The sequence below is a fragment of the Brucella sp. LJL56 genome (assembly GCF_054871705.1).
Genome location: NZ_JBTXLQ010000003.1, coordinates 465226 through 484471, shown reverse-complemented (window position 1 = coordinate 484471; position 19246 = coordinate 465226). Strand labels below are relative to the sequence as shown.

Genomic DNA, 19246 nt, shown 5'->3' with positions numbered 1-19246 from the left:
ACGGGCGCAAGGAAATACTCCAACGGTCCCGCCGAAATGAGCCACACGGTTCAAAACCTTTGTAAATTCACACAAAAAGCAGACTGAATGGCATTCCTCGTTGCAGATTGACTTACTGTTAGAGCGCGTTTCGATCTGATTGAATCAGATCGGCGCTCTAACCTCTTTTATTTGAAGCATAATCTTATCGATCCTCGTTTCATTCCGGTCGGATTATGCTCTAGTCAGCAGCCCCAACGCCGCTTTTCCAAATATTACCGTTGACGAAAGGAACAACCTTCTTCATTATAAATGCAATATATAAAATTGCAATGCAATACAGATACAATGGGGAACAATCCATGACTTTCGCTACGGATACCATTCCCGTTCGGTCCAATATGGACCGCAACGCGAAAAAGGCCATTTGGGCTGCTTCAATAGGGAATATGCTGGAATGGTACGATTTTGGCGTCTACGCCTTTCTGGCTACCACGATTTCGGTAAAGTTCTTTCCTTCAGATGATCCGACGGCGTCGTTGCTCGCAACCTTTGCGGCCTTTGGAGTTGGCTTTCTTGCGCGGCCGCTTGGCGGTGTGGTAATTGGCCGTCTCGGGGACACGAAAGGCCGTAAGTTCGCTCTGGTGCTGACCCTGATCATGATGGCAGTTGGTACCATCGGGATCGGTATACTGCCATCCTATGAGCAAATTGGTCTGCTGGCCCCGGCATCGCTGGTCGCGTTGAGAGTGGTACAGGGTATTGCAGGCGGCGGTGAATGGGGTGCTTCTACAGCCTTTATTATTGAATGGGCTCCCAAAAATCGTCGCGGTTTTTTCGGTTCTTTCCAGCAGGTAAGTACTGCGGGGGGAACCCTGCTTGGCTCCGCTGTCGCTGCGGTCCTGACGACTCTGATTTCTACGGAAGATATGATGTCGTGGGGATGGCGAATTCCGTTTTTGCTGGGTGCTGCATTACTCGTGGTTGGAGTGTTCATTCGCAGGAGCGTGGATGAGACCCCAGCATTCGAGGAAGCGCAGTCGGCTGCCGATCTGGCGCCAGAGCCCGAAATCAGCGGTCCACGCTTAGGCCTGCGCGCCTTTGGCTTCACAATCTTCTGGACCGTCGCCTATTATACATTGCTGGCTTACATGCCCACGTTTACGCAGAAATATGGTGGTCTCTCAGCGTCACAAGCGCTTTGGGCAAATACGGGTGGACTGATCGCCATGATTCTAGCGGTGCCACTTCTTGGTCATCTTTCGGATAAGATTGGCCGCAAGCCTCTTTTGATTGGAAGCACCCTGGCTGCGATCGTGTTGGTCTACCCTCTTTTCTCGCTTATCGCGGACGGCGCGTCATTTACTACAATACTGGCAGTCCAGATCGTATTGGGAGTGGTGATGGCTCTTTATTCCGGGCCTGGACCCGCCGCCATCTCAGAAATATTTCCCACTCATATGCGGTCAACATGGATGTCGATAGGATATACGATGGCGGCCGCTATTTTCGGTGGTTTTGCTCCCTTCATGGCAACGTGGCTGATCAAGGTAACGGGATCGCCGCTATCACCGACTTACTTTTATCTTATCCCGGCCGCACTCATCACGATGCTGGTTCTTTCCCGCTTGCCTGAAACGGCAAAGTCAGAACTGAGGTAATGGAGAACTTCATGAGCGATTTTGAAACTTTGAAACCATGGCAGTGGCCTGATGACGTCTGGCGCAATCGCGTCAACAAAGTTCGTGCGGGAAAGTCACTGACCCCACCATGGCCGAATGGCAAACGTTGCGCAATCGCGCTCTCGTTTGACGTCGATCATGAAACCAACGAGCTGAGGGATGGTGGTAAATCCCTCGGGCGCTTGTCATGGGGACAATATGGCAACCGTCGGGGAATGCCTCGCGTCCTTTCCCTCCTGAACAAATACGATATCAAAGCGAGTTTCTATGTTCCCGCTGTCGTTGCTCAGCTATATCCGGAAGAGCAGAAAGCGGTAGTCGACGCCGGACATGAGATTGGGATACATGGCTGGATTCATGAATTGAATTCCATCCTTCCCGCTGAAAATGAACGTGATCTCATGCTGCGGAGCGCGGATATGCTGGAAAAGATCACCGGTATCCGCCCTGTGGGAATCCGCACACCATCATGGGATTTTTCCGACAGTACACTTTCCATCATTCGCGAAATGGGTTTGCGCTACGACTCGTCCCTGATGGCTGACGACAATTGCTATGAGTTGATGGAAAACGGGGAGCGAACTGGAATTGTCGAAATACCTGTAGAATGGATCAGAGACGACGCTCCATACTTCATGATGAGCAGGTTTGAGTCTTTGCGTCCGCACATAGGACCGGAAGACGTTCTTGCCATATTCATGAGAGAATTTGAGCAGGCCTACGAAGAAGGCGAGCTTTTCCAGCTCACCATGCATCCTCACATCATCGGATATCGGTCTCGCATATGGATTGTTGAGGAGCTTATTCGGGCTGCCCAGAGCAAAGGCGATGTGTGGTTCGCTACACATCGGCAAATAGCAGAGTACGTCGCTCAGGCTATTTAACCCGTATATCCTTTGGTCAAAGTCGGTGAGGCGCGATCAGCGTCCTCGCCTCCTCTGGACACGCCCGGTTGTGCGTGTCCAACCGTCCCTGATGAATAACTTATTCTGTAGGCGATAATGAACTCTCAGCATATATCCAACGAATACAAGATCGCGGGCATTGGTTCGACTATCAGCATTAAAGTTGATCAATGGGGTGTTGCCCATATCGAAGCGGCCAACCTGTACGATCTTTTTTTTGCGCAGGGATGGAATGTCGCGCGGGATCGCTTGTGGCAGATTGATATCGCGCGGAAGAGAGGGTTGGGGTTGCTCGCTCGGGATTTCGGGCCGGGATATCTTGAGCAGGACCGGGCATCGCGATTATTTCTCTATCGCGGCGGGATGGACGCAGAGTGGAAGGCATATGGGCCGAATTCAGAAGAGATATGCACTGCGTTTACCCATGGCATCAATGCTTATATCGATGGTTGTGACGCAGGCAATTTCTGTCTTCCGCCGGAGTTTGAGCTTCTCGGGAACCGGCCAGATCGCTGGAAACCGGAAGATGTTGTTCGGGTCAGGACACATTCGCTGACGAGAAATGCCTCATCAGAGGCGCTTCGCTCAAAAATATTTGCACTGGCTGGTGGCCAACTAGCCTCGAAGCTGGATGGACTGCGCAAAAAGCTCTCCCACAGTAAGGTCCCTGAACCAGTAGATGGCTTTGATCCGGCGATCATATCAGATCGGGTTCTACGCGATTTTCAGCTTGCTGTAAGCCCGGCGACGTTTTCAAACGAACGTCTGGCCGTAAGTCTTGAAGAAGCCCAAAGTTGGACTTCTGTTTTACCGACCGGCGAAATTGCCAGAGCCTCTTTTGAAGAAGGCTCGAACAATTGGGCCATTTCCGGAGACAAGACCGCTACGGGCCGCCCAATTCTCGCTCTCGATCCACACCGCACGCATGTGCTGCCATCGATCCGCTATGTCGTGCATCTTGCAATGCCCGGGTTCGATGTTGTTGGTGCTGGTGAGCCAATGGTTCCTGGCATATCAATGGGGCACAATGGAACAGCGGCATTCGGCCTTACAATTTTCGGCGCGGATCAGGAAGACATATACTTCTACGAGACATCTGAGGATGACCCATCGTGCTATTTCTATAAAGGAGGATGGGAGAAATTCAAGATCGTTGAGGAGCGGCTTCCAGTAAAGGGGTACGACGATCAGAAGATCGAGTTGAAGTTCACCAGGCATGGTCCTGTCATATATGAAGACCGTGCGAACAACAGAGCTTTCAGCCTGCGGACGGTATGGATGGATGCAGGCATGGCTCCCTATATGGCGAGCCTCGCCGTGATGAGGGCGCGCAACTATGCTGACTATACGGCGGCGCTGGAAGGGTGGGGCTGTCCGTCCGTTAATCATGTTTATGCAGACACCTCCAATACAATAGCGTGGAAGCCTTCAGGAGCTGCTCCAATCAGAAAGAACTGGGATGGCTTGATGCCTGTTCCCGGAGATGGCCGCTATGAGTGGGAAGGATACTTGTCGCCGAGTGAAACACCGGCGGAAATCAACCCGGAACGAGGCTTTATTGCCACGGCGAACGCAATGAATATTCCCGACGAATGGACGAAGAATAATGTTCCTATCGGGTATGAGTGGTTGGATAGCAGCCGTCACGACACCTTGCATCAGAAGCTGGCATCAGAGCAATTACTCACGCTGCAAGACAGCATTCGTCTCCAAGCTTCGACCGTTTCTCCAATCGCTGTTCGAATCCTGGGCAAACTCAAAGAAGTGTCTGAATATCTTAGCAATGAGCCTTCCTGGCAGTTGCTGGAGTTGTGGAATGGCGATCTTGAGGCTAGCTCATCATCAGCAGCCCTCTTCGAAGTCTGGCTTACTAAACATCTCGGCCCGTTCATTGCTAAGCTTGAAGGGGCTGATGACAAGGTGCTTCCGCTTCTTCTACCTCTTGATCCTCCAAGTGTCGCGGAGTGGATCGAAAATGCAACGTTCGACGGCGAGACACTCGGTGCCTTAAGGCAAACCCTGGCGGCAGCGTTTATTGAGTGTTCCCAACTCTTGGGCCAGAAACCATCGGAATGGTCATGGGGGCAACTGCATAAGTTGCACCTCTACCATCCCCTTCAGAAACTCACCGATCATAACTGGTCGCCTGGTCCGGTCGCCCTTGGTGGCAGCGGCTCTACCCTCAACTATGCAACGTATCGTTTGAGCGATTTTAACGTTATAGGCGGGCCCTCGGTACGAATGGTTATTGATGTAGGCGGTTGGGATAACAGTCTTTTTATCAACAATCCGGGGCAAAGCGGAGTGCCTGGATCTGTGCACTTCGCGGATCTTGGCAAAAGCTGGCAAGACTGCGAACTCAAGCCGCTCCTTTATTCCCGAGACAAGATTGAGGCACACACGACGGCCGCGATAAAGCTCGTACCTGCTGATCGGAAGATCCGGCAAAAAGACAATAACCGGTGAATGCAAAAGTCGTGCAACGTTAAAAGAGGGTTCTTAGATGGCACTCGCAATCGTGACAGGAGCTGGAGGCGGGATTGGTCGCGCTACTGCTCGAAGGCTTGCCTTAGATGGTTTTCAGGTCGCGTGCTGTGATCTCAACTCTGAGGCGGTGGAGAAAACTGTAGCGCTTGTCAAGCAGGACGGATGTGCTGCCTTTGCAGCTTCATTCGACCTGACGGACGAAGGCGCGCATCGGGATTTTCTGTGTAAGCTAAGCGCTAGCCCGGTTGTTCTCGTCAATAATGCAGCCATCTTTTCCGTGAAGCCGTTCGACGAAATCAGCGGTGACGACTTCGATCAACAGTACATCGTCAACGTCTCGGCTACTTTCCGCTTCACGAAAAATGTTCTGCCCTCGATGCCGGATGGCGGCCGTATAATAAATCTCACTTCGAGAGCAGCCTTCGGTGGTCGGGGCACCGCTCACTATAGCGCGTCAAAGGGAGCGGTCATAAGCATGACGAAGTCATTGGCTCTGGAGCTGGCTCACCGGTCAATATGCGTTAACGCTATTGCTCCTGGAGCGGTCCTTACGGACATGCTGCTAAAAAGAGGCGAAGCGTGGAAAGACATGGTTGCCGATCAACCAATCAAACGCGTCGGGACCCCCGAAGACATCGCCAATGCCGTAGCCTTTTTTGCGGATGAACGCGCGAGTTTTATTACGGGGCAAGTCCTCGTTGTGGATGGAGGTCGCTCTGTAGGTGGTGCGCCGACATTTTGATCAAGGAGGATGACATGAACGTCGAATATACGTCGTTGCAGGGGAAATGGGCAGTCGTAACCGGTGGCGCACGGGGTATAGGGGCTGCAACATGTCGTGCCTTGGTGCATGCTGGTGCCCGCGTTGTTGCGGTCGATGTGCTTGCTGAGGATCTTAACCGCCTTTGCGAGAGCGAAGAAAATCTATGGCCTCTTATTGCAGATGTGTCTGATCCCGAATTGCCAGAGCAATTGGAAGATATTTTCGAGAAGTTGCAGGGTGATATAGATATTCTGGTCAATAACGCCGGCATTGGAAAAGGCCATCATGCTCTGGATACCACCGATGAGGAGATGCACCGATATCTCGATGTCAATCTTGTTTCAGCGTTCCGGCTGTCTCGATGGGCCTCAAGGCGCTTTGTTGCGCAACGACGGAGCGGAGCAATTGTAAACGTTGCATCTGTCTTTGGTGTTGTAGGCGCTGAAAACTGTGCGGGGTATTCAACCTCGAAGGCAGCCCTGATCGGATTGACCCGGCAGATGGCCAACGACCTGGGTCCGTCTGGAGTGCGTGTGAATGCTGTCGCGCCGGGGTTGATTGAAACGCCGCTCGTTCAGGAGCGTATTCAGACACAGCCGTGGCGTACCAAGATAATGGTAGATCAATCACCTGTCAGAAGACTAGGGCAATCCGAAGACGTGGCACGGGCAATTCGGTTCCTCGCATCCGATGAAGCCGCCTACATAACCGGACATACACTGGCCGTCGATGGCGGATGGATGATTGGTCGCTTCCCAAAAGAACATCCGGTCGACCCGGCACTGATTTCACTATCTGAGGAATGAAACTGCTCTGAGCATGCCCGGCACGACTTTGTCCGCGAATTCCTGATCCGTCCAGCGGGCGGAGTTCGCGGCCACGTGCACTGCAGCTATGGGATTATTGTTTTCGTCGGTAATCGCCGTCGCGATCACAAGTTCATTTTCGATAAGTTCATTTCGCGCAAGGCCATAACCGCGCTCACGTGTGGCTTCAATCTCTGCAAGGATATCGTCGTCATTTACGCGGGTGAAACGCGTGAAGGATTGTTTCTCTGTCGCGGTTATGATGTCTTTTGCTCTGTCGGCAGAAAGACAAGAGAGTACCGCCCGACCGCCAGCAGTGCAATAAAGGGGAATGCGCCGCCCTGCCAACGTGGTGTAGTAATGTTCACGCTGGCTTTGAAGGCGTTGGGCATAAACCAGGCTACTGCCGTCAAAAAGGCTCAAATCCACTCGCTCATCGAATTCTCTGCGCAACTCGATGAGCATTGGCGTTGCCCGTTCAATAAGAGGGTGGTTGCGGAGAAAATGATAGGACAGATCAAGCGTTCGGTTGGAAAGCGCAAAGCGACGTGTCATCGGGCATTGTTCAAGATAGCCTAGCTCGGCGAGGGTGTGCGTCATCCTCTGAACCGTACTTTTATCAAAGCCGGAGCGCACACATAGTTCAGCGAGGGTAAAATATCGGGCACCGGAAAAAGCTTCGATTATTTTAAAGCATTTTTCTACCGAGCCGACGAACAGCCGACTGCGCTCGTCATTAGCAGAGACATCCATGATGCACATCCATCGTCAAAACCGAATTGTATAGCAATACATTGATGCGCCTTGCACTACAATAGAAGGTATATCAATTGGTGGAAACGTCAACTGTTCGAGTAGCTTTGTCCCCATATGGCGATTTATCGTCAGTTCGAAATTCGATGGCAATAGAATTTTGACCGGCAATCAGCATGAACTGTAAGGAAAGCGGCGGCGCGACCGAATTTGCTTCTCTCACTGTTGAGATCACGTTCGAGTTCTACAATCTGCGAACTGGTGATGCTCCCGCTCCAGACAAGAGGGAGGGAGGTCCAATCCAGCTTGTCACGAGCAGCGATAAACGCCTCATCCTTATGGATCGCCGAGGCCAGGGCGCACCCTCTTCGGCAAAGAGCCGGAGAGGGCTTTAATGAATGTTGAGACGCTGATGCAGTTTACTGCGGAGTAAGGTCGAAGCCGAACCATTTCTCCGACAAGCGTTTGGTGGTGCCGTCTGCTTTAGCCTTTTCGATTGCCTTGTCGAACATTTGCTTGAGTTCCGGATCGGATTTGCGAAGGCCCACTGAACTGCCTGCACCTAAAAAACCGCCCTGAAAACGAGGGCCCGTGATTTCCATTTCTGAATTGGTCGGTTTTTTCATCGCTGTGGTGAAATAGCCCATGGATGCCATCACCAGATCGACGCGGCCTGCCAGCAGATCGAGATCGTGCTGTTCAGTTGTCTTGTATTCGCGCATATCCACAACGCCTTTCAAATACTCATCGACGAACCTTGCGGCCATAGATGCGGTTTGGACGCCGATGGTCTTTCCCTGCAGGAGCGGCTTGATCTCATCCAGCGCTTTTTGAGCTCCCGCCTCATTGGTAGCGAGCGAGAAGAGTTGTCCGGTTAGTGGAAGCTGTCCGAGGCCACTGTCTTTTATTGTTGCAAAAGCCTGTCCGGTGCTGCCATAGGAAATAGAAAATGCGATGGCTTGCTTGCGTTTTTCCGTTGCCGACAAACCAGCCATGATAGCGTCGAACTTCCCGGCATTCAGTGCAGGAATGATGCCGTCAAACGACTGCGCGACAAAGGTGCACTCAACCTTCATTTCGGCACAGAGATATTTGCCGAGCTCAATATCGTAGCCATCAAGCGTGCCATCGGGGCGCGTCAGATTATAGGGCGGAAAGCCACCTTCAGTTCCGATAACGATCTTGTCCCATTTCTTTTCCTGTGCAAGCGCGGGCGCCGTGAACAGAAAAGCTATGGTGGAAACACTCGTGACGAGTGCAGAGACGATCGATTTCATGATAAAATTCCCCTGTAGCTCAGTTCTTGATGAATTGACGGAAACGTTCGGATTGTGAATTGGAAAAGACATCCGCCGGCTTGCCTTCTTCTTCGATTGCTCCTTGATGGAGAAAGATCACGCGGCTGGAAACATCGCGCGCAAATCCCATTTCATGGGTCACGACCAACATCGTACGGCCTTCTTCCGCGAGGCTGCGCATGACGCGCAGGACTTCTCCCACCAACTCTGGATCGAGCGCCGAGGTTGGCTCATCGAACAACATGACTTTGGGTTGCATGGCCAGTGCGCGAGCTATCGCTGCCCGTTGCTGTTGGCCGCCGGAAAGATGCGATGGGTATTGATTGCGTTTGTCCGCAATGCCGACTTTGGCGAGAAGCGCTTCCGCTTCTTCGATACATTCGGCCCTGGGGCGCTTGAGAACATGAACAGGCGCTTCAATGACATTCTCCAGAATGGTCTTGTGCGACCATAGATTGAAGCTCTGGAAAACCATTCCGAGACGCGAACGTATATATTCGACCTGTCGACGATCTGCCGGCTGCGTTTTGCCGTCTCGTGTTTTCGCAAGCGCGACTGTCTCGCCAGCGATGGTTATCTCGCCGCGGTCCGGCGTCTCAAGCATATTGATACAGCGGAGCATCGTTGATTTGCCGGATCCCGAAGAGCCGAGGATGGAGACGACCTCTCCTTCGCGGGCATCCAGCGAAATGCCTTTCAGAACTTCCAGACCGCCAAAGCTTTTGTGCAAATCCCGAATGCGCACTGCTGTCGTTGCGGATGCACTTACACTGTTCATATCGCATGCCTTTCAGAAAAGTGCGCCACCTTCGGCTGCCGTATGTGCGGGCTCAACCGGTATTCCGCGAATGCGATGAGGCGGGTCAGAATGAAATTGATTGCAAGATAGATCGCGCCCGCGATGACGAATACTTCGATGACGCGATAGGATTCAGAAATTATTCTTGCAGCGACGCCGGTGATTTCCATCAAGGTGATAATTGATGTCAGTGAAGTCGCCTTGACGATTGAGATGATTTCATTGCCATAAGCGGGAAGTGCTTGCCGGATAGCCAGTGGAAACACGATGCGTCGAAATATCTTGAAGCGTGACATGCCGCAGGCCTTGGCGGCTTCAACCTGCCCCAAGGGAACCGATAACAGACCACCACGGATGATTTCCGCCGAATAAGCAGCCGTGTTCAGCGTCAGAGCCAGAATTGCGCACCAATAAGGCTCACGCAGCAAAGCCCAGAGGAAGCTTTTTCGGATTTCGGGAAACTGTCCTAGGCCGTAATAGATCAGAAATATCTGAACCAGTAGCGGCGTGCCGCGAAAGACGAAGATATAGCTCCGTGCGGCCCAGTCGAGAATTGTAACTCCCGATACGCGACACAACGCCAGAAGGAGCGCAAATATGCAACCAAGGGCTGCCGCTGTCAGAGCAAGCTGTAATGTCAACGGCGTCGCTGACAGGAGGCTGATGAGGGTTTCCCAAGCAAAGGCAATATCCATCATGCCCTCCTTACGCCGCGGGAGTATCGTTGTTCGGCACCCTGCAATAGGGTGCTCGAAATCGTTGAAATGCCGAGATAGATGGCGGCAGCGATGGCGTAGAAATAGAAAGGCAGACCTGATGATCCCGCAGCAATCTGTGTTTGGCGCATCAGTTCGACGACGCCGGTAACGGAAACAAGTGCAGATTCTTTCAGCGCCACCTGCCACACATTGCCTAGTCCGGGGAGGGCATGGCGCATGGTGAGCGGCATCACAACGCGACGGAACATAGTTGCGCGGGGCATGCCACAGGCGGTCGCAGCTTCAAGTTCGCCACGATTCACGGCGCGAAACGCACCACGGAAAACTTCGGTTTGCTGCGCACCCGACGTGATACCGATGGCGCATGCCCCGGCCAGAAAACCCGGAAAGCCGATAAATCCTCCTGCACCGAACCATTTACCGATGGCGGTGATGGCAGCACTGCCACCGAAATAGAAAAGATAAATCACCAGAAGATCGGGAATGCCGCGTATGACTGTCGTATAGGCACCGGCGAACGCGCGGGCAAATGAACCGCCCGAAATTTTCGCCCAGGCGCCCAAGGTCCCAATGAACGCCCCGATCGCATAACCTGCGACGGCTATAAGCAATGTCATGCCCGTACCGGTCAGCAGGACAGGCCCCCAGCCGTCGAATGAGAAACTGGCAATATCGAGAAAGCCAAGCTGGTTCATGGGTGCAACCAGTCTGTTCCGGTTCCATCATAATGCTGCATCGCGTGGTTCCCCTTAATTATGTTCTGGATACACGGAAGACGATCAGGGTTTGGCGGCTGGCAGAGGTGGGTTTACGTCGTCCGGTATCGGATTGACGAAAGGCGTGCCGTCCAGACGCAGGCGCATGTCAGCACGTGCCGCGTCGATCAGAGCGGGTTCAGCTATCAATCTCAGGGCAGTCGCTGCCATTACTTTCGCGGCGTGGGTCATTCCCTTGTGCGCCGCAGGCAATTTCCCTTGCGCAACCAGTTGCCACGAATGTCCTGGTGTGCCGATTGCATAGGTCGCGCCACGCATTTGTACGGTTGGGACCACCCAGCTTACCGTTCCCACATCCGTGGATCCTACCAATGTGCCGTCACCGCTCTCGGGTGGGAAAATACTGTCGCATAGGGCAACGTTCTTCCGGATCTTGAGACCGAAGCGCTGGAATGCAGAGGCGATGTCCTCATTGTTGAAGGTGTTTTGGAACTGTGCAGCCGTTTCGCGGTCGGCGGCATCGAAATCGGGAGGTCCCAGCCGCTCGAGTTCGGAATGCATGATCTGTTCAAGCGGTGTATTCCCAACAAGATTGGCGTCACCGCTTATGATCTCGCTTCGGACTGACGTACCGGTCATCAAAGCCGCGCCTTGTGCGACGTTTTTGACGCGTTCGAGGAGTCCCAGCAATTCTGGAAGATTACGGGCCCGGATGAGGTAACGAACCGTTGCCTGTGCCTGAACGACATTGGGTGCATGGCCGCCGGTATCCGTAACAGCATAATGGATGCGCGCAGAGGAAGGCATGTGCTCGCGCATGTAGTTGACGCCGACATTCATCAGTTCGACGGCATCAAGTGCGCTGCGGCCCAGATGTGGCGCAGCCGAGGCGTGTGATGCGCGGCCTTTGAAATGAAAATTGATCTCATTGCAGGCGAGTGAAATCGGGTTGTTCACGCCTGCGAACGGGGCTGGATGCCAAGAAATAGCAATGTCGACGTCGTCGAATGCCCCGGCACGGACCATGAAGCCTTTGGATGAGCCGCCTTCTTCAGCCGGACAGCCATAATAGCGTACACGCCCCTTGAGGCCGTTGCTCGCCAGAAAATCCTTGACGGCAGCAGCGGCGAGCATGGAACCGGCACCGAGCAGATTATGACCGCATCCGTGACCATTGCCTCCAGAAACTATCGGCTTTTCCTCAGCCAGACCGGCTTCCTGACTCAATCCCGGCAACGCATCGAATTCACCCAGAATGGCAATCACAGGCCCGCCATCGCCAGCTTCGCCGACAACTGCGGTAGGCAATCCGGCGACTCCTTTGCGGACACGGAAGCCTTCCGCCTCCAACATAGCCGCGTGTTCAGCGCTGGATCGATATTCCTCGTAGTTGGTTTCCGGCGTATCCCATACCCGGTCGCTCAACGAGGCGAATGCATCGGCCTTTTCGTCGACAACGCGCCAGACAGCATCGGAATTCAGCATGTAATCATCGCCCTATAATGTGATCCAAAATTGGTACCAATTTATGAACCTATTTCTGTTTGAGCAAGAATTATTTTTGATTAAATTGTAATTCGTTGATTCATCGTGGTGGTTGGCAGTTCGTCCATAAGGGTGGAGAATGCTGAACGGAGGTTTTCATGACTTTACAGGCAAGGGACGACGTGTCCGTTTCCATGGAAGCAGACGTAACCGACCTGATCCTTCATGATATACAGACTGGAATTCTTGCATCCGGTAGCTGGTTGAAACAGGTCGATCTGGAGCGGCGTTACAATTGCGGGCGCAATCAAGTTCGACGTGCGCTTGACCGGTTGGCGCAGAAGCGGCTGGTGGAGCATGTTCCTAATCGCGGTTATCATGTCTATGAGCCGGATGGGAAGCAAGCTGCCGAAGTTGCAGAAATCCGTATTATTCTCGAAACGGCCATTGCCGGAAAAATTGCAACGAATGCAACACAGGGCGATATTCGCACATTGCGATCATTGGCGGAGCAATTCGACCAACTCGTATTGAATGGCACGATGCTGCAGCTTTATGAGGTCAATCTCTCCTTTCATCACTACCTCATTTCCCTTGGTGGAAATCAGGAACTCACGACCCTTGTAAACGAGATCCGGCAAAGAACGTCTTCGGCGCCGGTCTCGCAATGGAGAACGCGTGCCAGAATAGAGGTATCAGCCAAGGAACATCATCAAATGATTGATGCCATCATTGCACGTGATGGTGAGACACTGCGTCAACTCCTGATCAGGCACATAAGTCAGAGCTGATTGGAAAGGCCGGAATGGAGTTGTTGCGGCACAAATGAAGTCCGCATCTTGCACTATGCTACCATGGAAGCGAGAATGTTTTGACGTTCGCATAGACCTTCGCAGGGCTGTGTCGCAATTTTTCACTTCTGCTGAGTTATGTCACGCCTGGCGGGCACACTTTAATGGGTGGAAGCCGATGATGGTGGGTGATACCGGCGATAAGCACTTGTCGTTCTGGAACCGGTTCTGAGCGGTCATATGGGCACTTCGATCCCCGCGACGGCACCAGAGGTGGAGTGGAACGCGTCGAATCCCATCGTCATTTTGGTCATCTGCCTGATGAAGCAGCCATGAGGGTCGGCCAGCATTTTGCCTCAGATCATCAATGCTGTCGTCCGTCAGAGCGGATATAGCCTGATTCTCGCCGGGTCAGTTCTCAGTGAAAATCAACAGGTTGGAGCTTCGCATGTGGAAGCATAATCATAAGTCAAACTTATGGAATGATCTGAAAGAACGATTTTACAAATAGACTACCAAATCACAATCTATGTCCAGCCATTTGAAACAGGTTCAATCGAAAGACTGTGTGGAGGACATAAATGGTGGAATACAACAAAGTCATTGCGCCCCGATTTGATCCCCCAGTTCTGGGTGAGCCATATCTCCTGACGCCGGGACCGCTGACGACCGCTACCGAAGTCAAGCAGGCAATGCTGCGAGACTGGGGCTCATGGGACGGTGATTTTCGCGGCATGACGGCGGAAATGCGCCAGCGTCTGCTGGAAATTGCCGGAGACCGGAAGGGCGAGTTCGATTGCGTTCCGATCCAGGGAAGCGGTTCGTTCGCGGTTGAAGCGATGTTGGGCACGTTCCTGCCACGCGACGGCAAGATCCTGGTTCTGATCAATGGAGCCTATGGTCAGCGCATAGCGCAGACGCTGGAATATCTGGGGCGAGCTTACAGCGTAATCGACAAGGGTGATTATCTGCCGCCGCGCGGCGATGAAGTGGCAGCGGCTCTCGATGCAGATCCCGCCATCACGCATGTGATCGTCGTGCATTGCGAAACCAGTTCAGGCATTCTCAATCCGGTCGGCGAAATTGCCGAAGTGGTTTATGCGCGCGGTCGCAAATTGCTGGTGGATTCGATGAGTGCTTTCGGTGCGATCGATCTCAGCGTCGGCGCCATCCGTTATGAGGCGATGGTTTCCTCTGCCAATAAATGCATTGAAGGGGTGCCGGGCTTTGGTTTCGTTATTGCCCGAAAGAGCGAGCTGGAGGCTTCCAAGGGCAATTGCCACTCCCTTTCGCTGGACATTCATGCGCAATGGATCGCGATGAACAAGACAGGCCAATGGCGCTACACACCGCCAACCCATGTCGTTGCCGCCTTCATGGAAGCGTTGCGTATGCATGAAGTGGAAGGCGGCGCGAAGGGTCGGCTTGCTCGCTACACCGAAAATCGCGATGTCATGGTCGCGGGAATGCGCGAGCTCGGTTTTGAAACCCTGCTGCGCGACCGTTGGCTGTCGCCGATTATCGTGACGTTCTTCACCCCGGCCCACCCGAATTTCGAGTTCAACAGATTCTATGAACTGATGAAAAACAAGGGTTTCATCATCTATCCCGGAAAACTGACGGTAGTCGAAAGTTTCCGTATCGGCTGCATTGGCCGGATGGATGCGGCTGTCATGCGCAAGGTTGTCGCTGCCGCACGGGAAACCCTTGATGCCATGGGTGTCGACACGGCTGTGCCACCGGCTGCGGCTCTCGATGAAAGAGCGAAACTCGCCGCATAGATTTTGGAACACAAACGGGTTTGGACCCGGCCCGCAAAGGATATCGACGTGAATAAGATGACCAATCTGACTGTTACGGTGAACGAGCGCGACTATAGCTGGCCCAAGGCTCCGGCGATCGCCATCTGCCTCGACGGTTGTGAACCAGCCTATCTGGATGAAGCAATAGCCGCCGGGCTCATGCCGACATTGAAGCGGATCAAGCAGACTGGCACTGTACGCACCGCTCACAGCGTCATCCCAAGCTTTACCAACCCGAATAATCTATCCATCGCGACCGGGCGCCCGCCGGCTGTGCACGGGATTTGCGGCAATTATCTCTATGACCGCGAGACCGGGACGGAAGTGATGATGAACGACGTGCGTTTCCTGCGCGCACCGACCATCTTCAAAGGCTTCTACGATGCTGGTGCCAAAGTTGCGGTCGTGACCGCGAAGGACAAGCTGCGTGCCCTTCTGGGTGCGGGGTTGCAGTTTGACGATGATCGCGCGGTCTGCTTTTCGGCAGAACGCTCGGATACGACGACCAAGGCGGAAAATGGCATCGACAATGCCTCGAAGTGGCTGGGTATGCCCGTGCCGGAAGTCTATTCGGCAGAATTGTCGGAGTTCGTCTTTGCTGCTGGCGTGAAGCTGCTGCAGACATTCCGCCCGGATGTGATGTATCTCACCACAACGGACTATGTGCAGCACAAATATGCGCCTGGCACTCCGCAAGCCAATGCCTTCTATGAAATGTTCGACAAATATCTGACCGAACTCGATGCGCTTGGCGCTGCAATCGTGGTGACGGCCGATCACGGCATGAAGCCGAAGCATAAGGCCGATGGTTCGCCAGATGTGGTTTATGTTCAAGATATTCTTGACGAATGGCTTGGCAAGGATGCCGCCAGGGTTATCCTGCCGATCACCGATCCCTATGTCGTCCACCATGGTGCGCTCGGTTCTTTTGCTACCGCCTATCTGCCTGAAGGCACGGATACTGCCGATATCATGAAGCGCCTTGCAGGGATTGAAGGCATAGATGTCGTGCTGGATAATCCGGCTGCTGCCGAGCGCTTCGAACTGCCTGCTGACCGTATTGGTGACATTGTTCTGGTTTCGACCGTCAACAAGGCCATCGGCACCAGCGAACATCGACACGATCTGGCTGCGCTCAACGAACCTTTGCGTTCGCATGGCGGGCTGACCGAGCAGGAAGTACCTTTCATCGTCAACCGGCAGATGCCGGACTTGCCGAATGCGCCGGTTTTGCGAAACTTCGATGCATTGTTTTACGCTGTCACTGCGGCTGCGCACGCGTGATACTCCAAAGGCCGATGAAGGAACACGCCATGGTCAAGCCTGAAACACAGATCAAGACACGACACGAGCCGATGCGCATCGCTGGCCGCAAGGTTGATGCCGATACGACATTCGATGTGCATTATCCCTATACGAATGCGGTGATCGGTACTGTTCCCGCAGGTCGGGCAGAGCATGCGCGCGAAGCCTTCAGGATTGCAGCGTCCTACCAATCGAAGCTCACGCGGTATGAACGGCAGAAAATCCTGTTGCGCACTGCCGAACTGCTGGTTGAGCGCAAGGAAGAAATGGCCAGCCTGATTACCTCAGAGCTCGGCATTTCGAAGATGGATGCCTATTACGAAGTCGGGCGCGCTTACGATGTCTTCACCCTTTCGGGACAGATGTGCCTGCATGATGACGGTGAAATCTTCTCTTGCGATCTGACACCGCACGGCAAGGCGCGCAAGATTTTCACCACGCGCGAACCGTTGCAGGCAATCTCCGCGATCACACCATTCAATCATCCGCTGAACATGGTGGCTCATAAGGTTGCACCCGCAATTGCCACGAACAATTGCGTCGTGGTGAAACCGACCGAACTGACACCGATGACGGCTCTGCTGTTGTGCGACATCATGTATGAAGCCGGCTTGCCGCCGCAAATGCTGTCGGTCGTCACCGGCCTGCCCAACGATATCGGGCTGGAAATGATTACGAACCCCGATATTGACCTCATCACCTTTACCGGTGGCGTTCCGGTGGGCAAGATGATCGCCCGTACCGGGGGCTACAAGCGGATGGTGCTGGAGCTTGGCGGCAACGATCCTCTCATCATTCTCAACGATCTGAGCGACGATGATCTGGCCAAGGCCGCCGATCTGGCGGTTGCTGGCGCGACCAAGAATTCCGGCCAGCGCTGCACGGCGGTGAAACGCATTCTCTGTCAGGGCAGTGTTGCGGACCGTTTCGTGCCGATGGTTCTGGAACGGGCGAAGAAAATCCGCTTCGGCGATCCGATGGACCCGCAGACGGAGCTTGGCACAGTCGTTCACGAACAGGCCGCGGCGCGTTTCGAGCAGCTTGTTTATTCGGCTGCCGAACAGGGAGCAAAGGTACTCTACGACCCCGGCAGACAAGGCGCGTTGCTGCCACCGATCGTTGTGGACGAAGTTCCCCATGGTTCGGAATTGGTCATGCAGGAAACTTTCGGCCCCGTCATTCCGATCATCCGCGCACCGGAAGATGACGATGCCCTGATCGCTTTGTCGAATTCAACGGACTTTGGCTTGTCGTCCGGCGTTTGCACCAATGATTACCGCCGCATGCAAAAATACATCCGGGGTTTGAAAGTCGGCACCGTCAATATCTGGGAAGTCCCAGGATATCGGATCGAGATGTCTCCGTTCGGAGGCATCAAGGATTCCGGCAACGGTTACAAGGAAGGTGTGATCGAAGCCATGAAGAGCTTTACCAACGTCAAGACGTTCTCGCTGCCATGGGAAACATAGAAGGGGGAAACATAAGGGGGGAAGCATAGGCGAGAAAGCACGAAGGCTGAAGCATCGGGAAGGGGACGCTGATGAAACTGGCGGTGCATACGGAAGGCGAATCCAATCGCTCGCAGGCCCGCCAGCGCTGGCAAGAGCAGAAAAACAGTCCAGCCATGCAGCAGTTGCTGAACCGCGACGCTGATGTTTTCCTGCATCAAAGCTTGTCCAGCCCATGTCTGACGGCGATTGTCAGGGCGCAAGGCATCTGGATCGAGGATGCCAATGGGCGGCGTTTCATGGATTTTCATGGCAATAGCGCTCATCATATCGGCTATGCGCATCCACGTCTGATTGAAGCCGTGAAGAAACAGATGGACGAGCTTTGCTTTGCGCCTCGTCGTTTCACTTGCGAGACTGCCGTGCTGCTCGCTGAGAAACTGGCCACTCTTGCTCCCGGCAGTCTGGACAAGGTGCTGTTTACGACGGGAGGATCGGATGCCATTGAAGTCGCCCTGAAGGTCGCGCGCGCCGCCACGGGACGTTTCAAGACATTGTCCTTCTGGGATGCCTTTCATGGTGCAGGCTTTGGGGCATCCTCGGTCGGCGGCGAGGCGACATTCCGGTCCGGTATTGCCGGGCCGCTGCTGCCGGGAACGGAGCATGTGCCGCCTTTTGCCTGCTATCGCTGTCACTACAAGCACAAGAGCCCGGATAGTTGCGGCATTGCCTGCGCCGATGTTGTGTCGTTTGTGCTGGAGCGGGAAGGCGATATCGCGGCTGTCGTTGCCGAACCCATGCGTGCAACGCCCTATCCGCCACCACCGGGATTCTGGAAGAAGGTGCGCGAGGCTTGCGACCGGCACGGAACCTTGCTGATCTTCGACGAAATACCGACCGGGTTGGGCAAGACGGGCAGGTTCTTTGCGTCGGATCATGACGGCGTTACACCTGACATGATCGTTCTTGGCAAGTCGCTGGGCGGAGGATTGCTTCCCATTGCCAGCACCATTGTTCGTCGCGATCTCGATGTTTGCGGCGACTTTGCGATCGGTCACTATACGCACGAGAAAAATCCCGTCACGGCTCGTGCAGCGCTCACGACAATTGAGATCATTGAACAGGAGGGCCTGGTGGAGCGAGCGGCAGAGCTTGGCGCCTATGCGATGGGCCGTTTGCGCGCGCTTCAGGCACGTTGTCATCGTGTCGGAGATGTGCGCGGGCGGGGATTGTTGTTCGGTGTCGAGCTGGTGACAGACCGCGACACACGGATGCCCGATCATGAAATGGCGGAAGCTGTTTACTATCGTTGCCTTGATGGCGGCGTCAGTTTCAAGATCAGCCAGGGCAATGTGCTGACGCTTTCGCCACCGTTGATCATCACCCGAACCGAGCTGGATCAGGCTTTGGATATCATCGAAGGAGCTATTCTCGCGGCAAGTAGCCGCTGATAGTCTATTATAAGTTCTGCCTTGGAATTCATAAGATAAATAGATTTTACTTATTCA

Annotated in this window: 16 protein-coding genes; 10 read left to right on the top strand and 6 right to left on the bottom strand. The window is 53.8% G+C overall.

What is annotated here, in order from left to right:
* Window positions 1-341 precede the first annotated feature (341 nt).
* The 5 genes from ACYSN1_RS14210 to ACYSN1_RS14190 all read left to right on the top strand — a co-directional run bounded on the left by ACYSN1_RS14210 (window position 342) and on the right by ACYSN1_RS14190 (window position 6622).
* Entirely contained in the window at window positions 342-1640 is a 1299-nt protein-coding gene (locus tag ACYSN1_RS14210) for an MFS transporter (RefSeq protein WP_461726272.1), read from the top strand.
* An 11-nt stretch (window positions 1641-1651) separates the two neighbouring features.
* Window positions 1652-2545, top strand: a complete 894-nt coding sequence (locus ACYSN1_RS14205) for a polysaccharide deacetylase family protein (RefSeq protein WP_461726271.1) — start codon at window positions 1652-1654, stop codon at window positions 2543-2545.
* Window positions 2546-2662: 117 nt separating this feature from the next.
* The gene (locus ACYSN1_RS14200; RefSeq protein ID WP_461726270.1) at window positions 2663-5032 is read left to right on the top strand and encodes a penicillin acylase family protein; all 2370 of its coding nucleotides are present in this window, start codon (window positions 2663-2665) and stop codon (window positions 5030-5032) included.
* 37 nt (window positions 5033-5069) lie between these two features.
* Window positions 5070-5795, top strand: a complete 726-nt coding sequence (locus tag ACYSN1_RS14195; RefSeq protein ID WP_461726269.1) for an SDR family NAD(P)-dependent oxidoreductase — start codon at window positions 5070-5072, stop codon at window positions 5793-5795.
* A 14-nt stretch (window positions 5796-5809) separates the two neighbouring features.
* Window positions 5810-6622, top strand: a complete 813-nt coding sequence (locus ACYSN1_RS14190; RefSeq protein ID WP_461726268.1) for an SDR family NAD(P)-dependent oxidoreductase — start codon at window positions 5810-5812, stop codon at window positions 6620-6622.
* Here the strand turns inward: ACYSN1_RS14190 and ACYSN1_RS14185 are convergent.
* The 6 genes from ACYSN1_RS14185 to ACYSN1_RS14160 all read right to left on the bottom strand — a co-directional run bounded on the left by ACYSN1_RS14185 (window position 6608) and on the right by ACYSN1_RS14160 (window position 12392).
* Complete coding sequence (locus tag ACYSN1_RS14185) at window positions 6608-7375, bottom strand: IclR family transcriptional regulator (RefSeq protein ID WP_461726267.1); 768 nt, start codon at window positions 7373-7375, stop codon at window positions 6608-6610. The genes ACYSN1_RS14190 and ACYSN1_RS14185 overlap by 15 nt on opposite strands.
* A 419-nt stretch (window positions 7376-7794) precedes the next feature.
* On the bottom strand, window positions 7795-8652 hold the full coding sequence (locus ACYSN1_RS14180) for a transporter substrate-binding domain-containing protein (protein WP_461726266.1): 858 nt from the start codon (window positions 8650-8652) through the stop codon (window positions 7795-7797).
* Between the two features lie 19 nt (window positions 8653-8671).
* Window positions 8672-9451, bottom strand: a complete 780-nt coding sequence (locus ACYSN1_RS14175; protein WP_461726265.1) for an ABC transporter ATP-binding protein — start codon at window positions 9449-9451, stop codon at window positions 8672-8674.
* Window positions 9448-10167: an ABC transporter permease gene (locus tag ACYSN1_RS14170; RefSeq protein WP_461726264.1), complete on the bottom strand. Its 720-nt coding sequence runs from the start codon at window positions 10165-10167 to the stop codon at window positions 9448-9450. Before ACYSN1_RS14170 ends, ACYSN1_RS14175 begins: the two co-directional genes overlap by 4 nt.
* Entirely contained in the window at window positions 10167-10886 is a 720-nt protein-coding gene (locus tag ACYSN1_RS14165; RefSeq protein WP_461726263.1) for an ABC transporter permease, read from the bottom strand. Before ACYSN1_RS14165 ends, ACYSN1_RS14170 begins: the two co-directional genes overlap by 1 nt.
* Window positions 10887-10970: 84 nt before the next feature.
* Window positions 10971-12392, bottom strand: a complete 1422-nt coding sequence (locus ACYSN1_RS14160) for a M20 family metallopeptidase (protein ID WP_461726262.1) — start codon at window positions 12390-12392, stop codon at window positions 10971-10973.
* Between the two features lie 158 nt (window positions 12393-12550).
* On the opposite strand from ACYSN1_RS14160, the gene ACYSN1_RS14155 reads away from it, so the two are divergent.
* The 5 genes from ACYSN1_RS14155 (at window position 12551) to pbfA (ending at window position 19189) form a co-directional block, all read left to right on the top strand.
* The gene (locus tag ACYSN1_RS14155; RefSeq protein ID WP_461726261.1) at window positions 12551-13183 is read left to right on the top strand and encodes a GntR family transcriptional regulator; all 633 of its coding nucleotides are present in this window, start codon (window positions 12551-12553) and stop codon (window positions 13181-13183) included.
* Window positions 13184-13764: 581 nt separating this feature from the next.
* A complete protein-coding gene (locus ACYSN1_RS14150; RefSeq protein ID WP_461726260.1) occupies window positions 13765-14964 on the top strand; it encodes a 2-aminoethylphosphonate--pyruvate transaminase in 1200 nt (399 codons plus the stop codon).
* A 57-nt stretch (window positions 14965-15021) separates the two neighbouring features.
* Window positions 15022-16269 (top strand): phosphonoacetate hydrolase, encoded by a 1248-nt coding sequence (gene phnA / locus ACYSN1_RS14145; protein WP_461726302.1) that lies wholly within the window; start codon window positions 15022-15024, stop codon window positions 16267-16269.
* A 29-nt stretch (window positions 16270-16298) separates the two neighbouring features.
* On the top strand, window positions 16299-17759 hold the full coding sequence (gene phnY / locus ACYSN1_RS14140) for a phosphonoacetaldehyde dehydrogenase (RefSeq protein ID WP_109989321.1): 1461 nt from the start codon (window positions 16299-16301) through the stop codon (window positions 17757-17759).
* Between the two features lie 71 nt (window positions 17760-17830).
* A complete protein-coding gene (gene pbfA, locus ACYSN1_RS14135; RefSeq protein ID WP_461726259.1) occupies window positions 17831-19189 on the top strand; it encodes a (R)-1-hydroxy-2-aminoethylphosphonate ammonia-lyase in 1359 nt (452 codons plus the stop codon).
* Window positions 19190-19246 lie beyond the last annotated feature (57 nt).

Excerpts from the sequence above, each read along its gene's own strand:
- ACYSN1_RS14210 (WP_461726272.1), top strand. The coding sequence starts at position 342 with ATGACTTTCGCTACGGATACCATTCCCGTTCGGTCCAATATGGACCGC.
- ACYSN1_RS14205 (WP_461726271.1), top strand. The coding sequence starts at position 1,652 with ATGAGCGATTTTGAAACTTTGAAACCATGGCAGTGGCCTGATGACGTC.
- ACYSN1_RS14200 (WP_461726270.1), top strand. The coding sequence starts at position 2,663 with ATGAACTCTCAGCATATATCCAACGAATACAAGATCGCGGGCATTGGT.
- ACYSN1_RS14195 (WP_461726269.1), top strand. The coding sequence starts at position 5,070 with ATGGCACTCGCAATCGTGACAGGAGCTGGAGGCGGGATTGGTCGCGCT.
- ACYSN1_RS14190 (WP_461726268.1), top strand. The coding sequence starts at position 5,810 with ATGAACGTCGAATATACGTCGTTGCAGGGGAAATGGGCAGTCGTAACC.
- ACYSN1_RS14185 (WP_461726267.1), bottom strand. The coding sequence starts at position 7,375 with ATGGATGTCTCTGCTAATGACGAGCGCAGTCGGCTGTTCGTCGGCTCG.
- ACYSN1_RS14180 (WP_461726266.1), bottom strand. The coding sequence starts at position 8,652 with ATGAAATCGATCGTCTCTGCACTCGTCACGAGTGTTTCCACCATAGCT.
- ACYSN1_RS14175 (WP_461726265.1), bottom strand. The coding sequence starts at position 9,451 with ATGAACAGTGTAAGTGCATCCGCAACGACAGCAGTGCGCATTCGGGAT.
- ACYSN1_RS14170 (WP_461726264.1), bottom strand. The coding sequence starts at position 10,167 with ATGGATATTGCCTTTGCTTGGGAAACCCTCATCAGCCTCCTGTCAGCG.
- ACYSN1_RS14165 (WP_461726263.1), bottom strand. The coding sequence starts at position 10,886 with ATGAACCAGCTTGGCTTTCTCGATATTGCCAGTTTCTCATTCGACGGC.
- ACYSN1_RS14160 (WP_461726262.1), bottom strand. The coding sequence starts at position 12,392 with ATGCTGAATTCCGATGCTGTCTGGCGCGTTGTCGACGAAAAGGCCGAT.
- ACYSN1_RS14155 (WP_461726261.1), top strand. The coding sequence starts at position 12,551 with ATGACTTTACAGGCAAGGGACGACGTGTCCGTTTCCATGGAAGCAGAC.
- ACYSN1_RS14150 (WP_461726260.1), top strand. The coding sequence starts at position 13,765 with ATGGTGGAATACAACAAAGTCATTGCGCCCCGATTTGATCCCCCAGTT.
- phnA (WP_461726302.1), top strand. The coding sequence starts at position 15,022 with ATGACCAATCTGACTGTTACGGTGAACGAGCGCGACTATAGCTGGCCC.
- phnY (WP_109989321.1), top strand. The coding sequence starts at position 16,299 with ATGGTCAAGCCTGAAACACAGATCAAGACACGACACGAGCCGATGCGC.
- pbfA (WP_461726259.1), top strand. The coding sequence starts at position 17,831 with ATGAAACTGGCGGTGCATACGGAAGGCGAATCCAATCGCTCGCAGGCC.